The organism is Peribacillus sp. P4_C12, assembly GCF_056402095.1.
Genome location: NZ_JBFUIB010001179.1, coordinates 1 through 574, shown reverse-complemented (window position 1 = coordinate 574; position 574 = coordinate 1). Strand labels below are relative to the sequence as shown.

Genomic DNA, 574 nt, shown 5'->3' with positions numbered 1-574 from the left:
GTGTTAACTGAGTATACATGCAGTTTTAGGCCTGTTTTTTTAATTTTTTTGGCAGTTTCTTCATCTACATTGTTAATAGATGTTGAATAAATGGCATTTTCATATTTCTGTAACTCTTTAATATCGGCATCTACATTCTTCAATGCATTTCCGAGGAAGGTCACAGTCGCTTTTGGGTACCATGAGATAAATTGATCTCGAATACTCGTATTACTTAATACAAAAAATGAATGATTTAATACTTTCGTTTCTTTAGCTTCTTCCATAACACCGTCAACGAATTCCTTGTCATCCCAGTCGCCTTTTGAACCATCAAAATTGATACCAATATTGTATTTATTAGCTTCTTCTAACACTTCATGAAGTGTTGGTGCTTTATAATTGGTCACATTCCCCTGTTTATCTTCAATTGCAAAGCTTTGAATTTCTTGTAATGTTAAATCTTCTACCTTCCCAGAGCCTGTTGTTGTACGATCGACTGTTTGATCATGCATTAATATATATTGGTCGTCCTTCGTTTTTTGTACATCGATTTCAACAAAGCCATATCCTAATAATCCAGCCTGCGTAATAG

General features: G+C 34.1%; 1 protein-coding gene. It reads right to left on the bottom strand.

The window, feature by feature from the left end:
• Positions 1 to 574 (bottom strand): glycerophosphodiester phosphodiesterase (locus tag AC1DUW_RS32020; protein WP_477644605.1); only part of this gene is annotated, 574 nt, incomplete at both ends.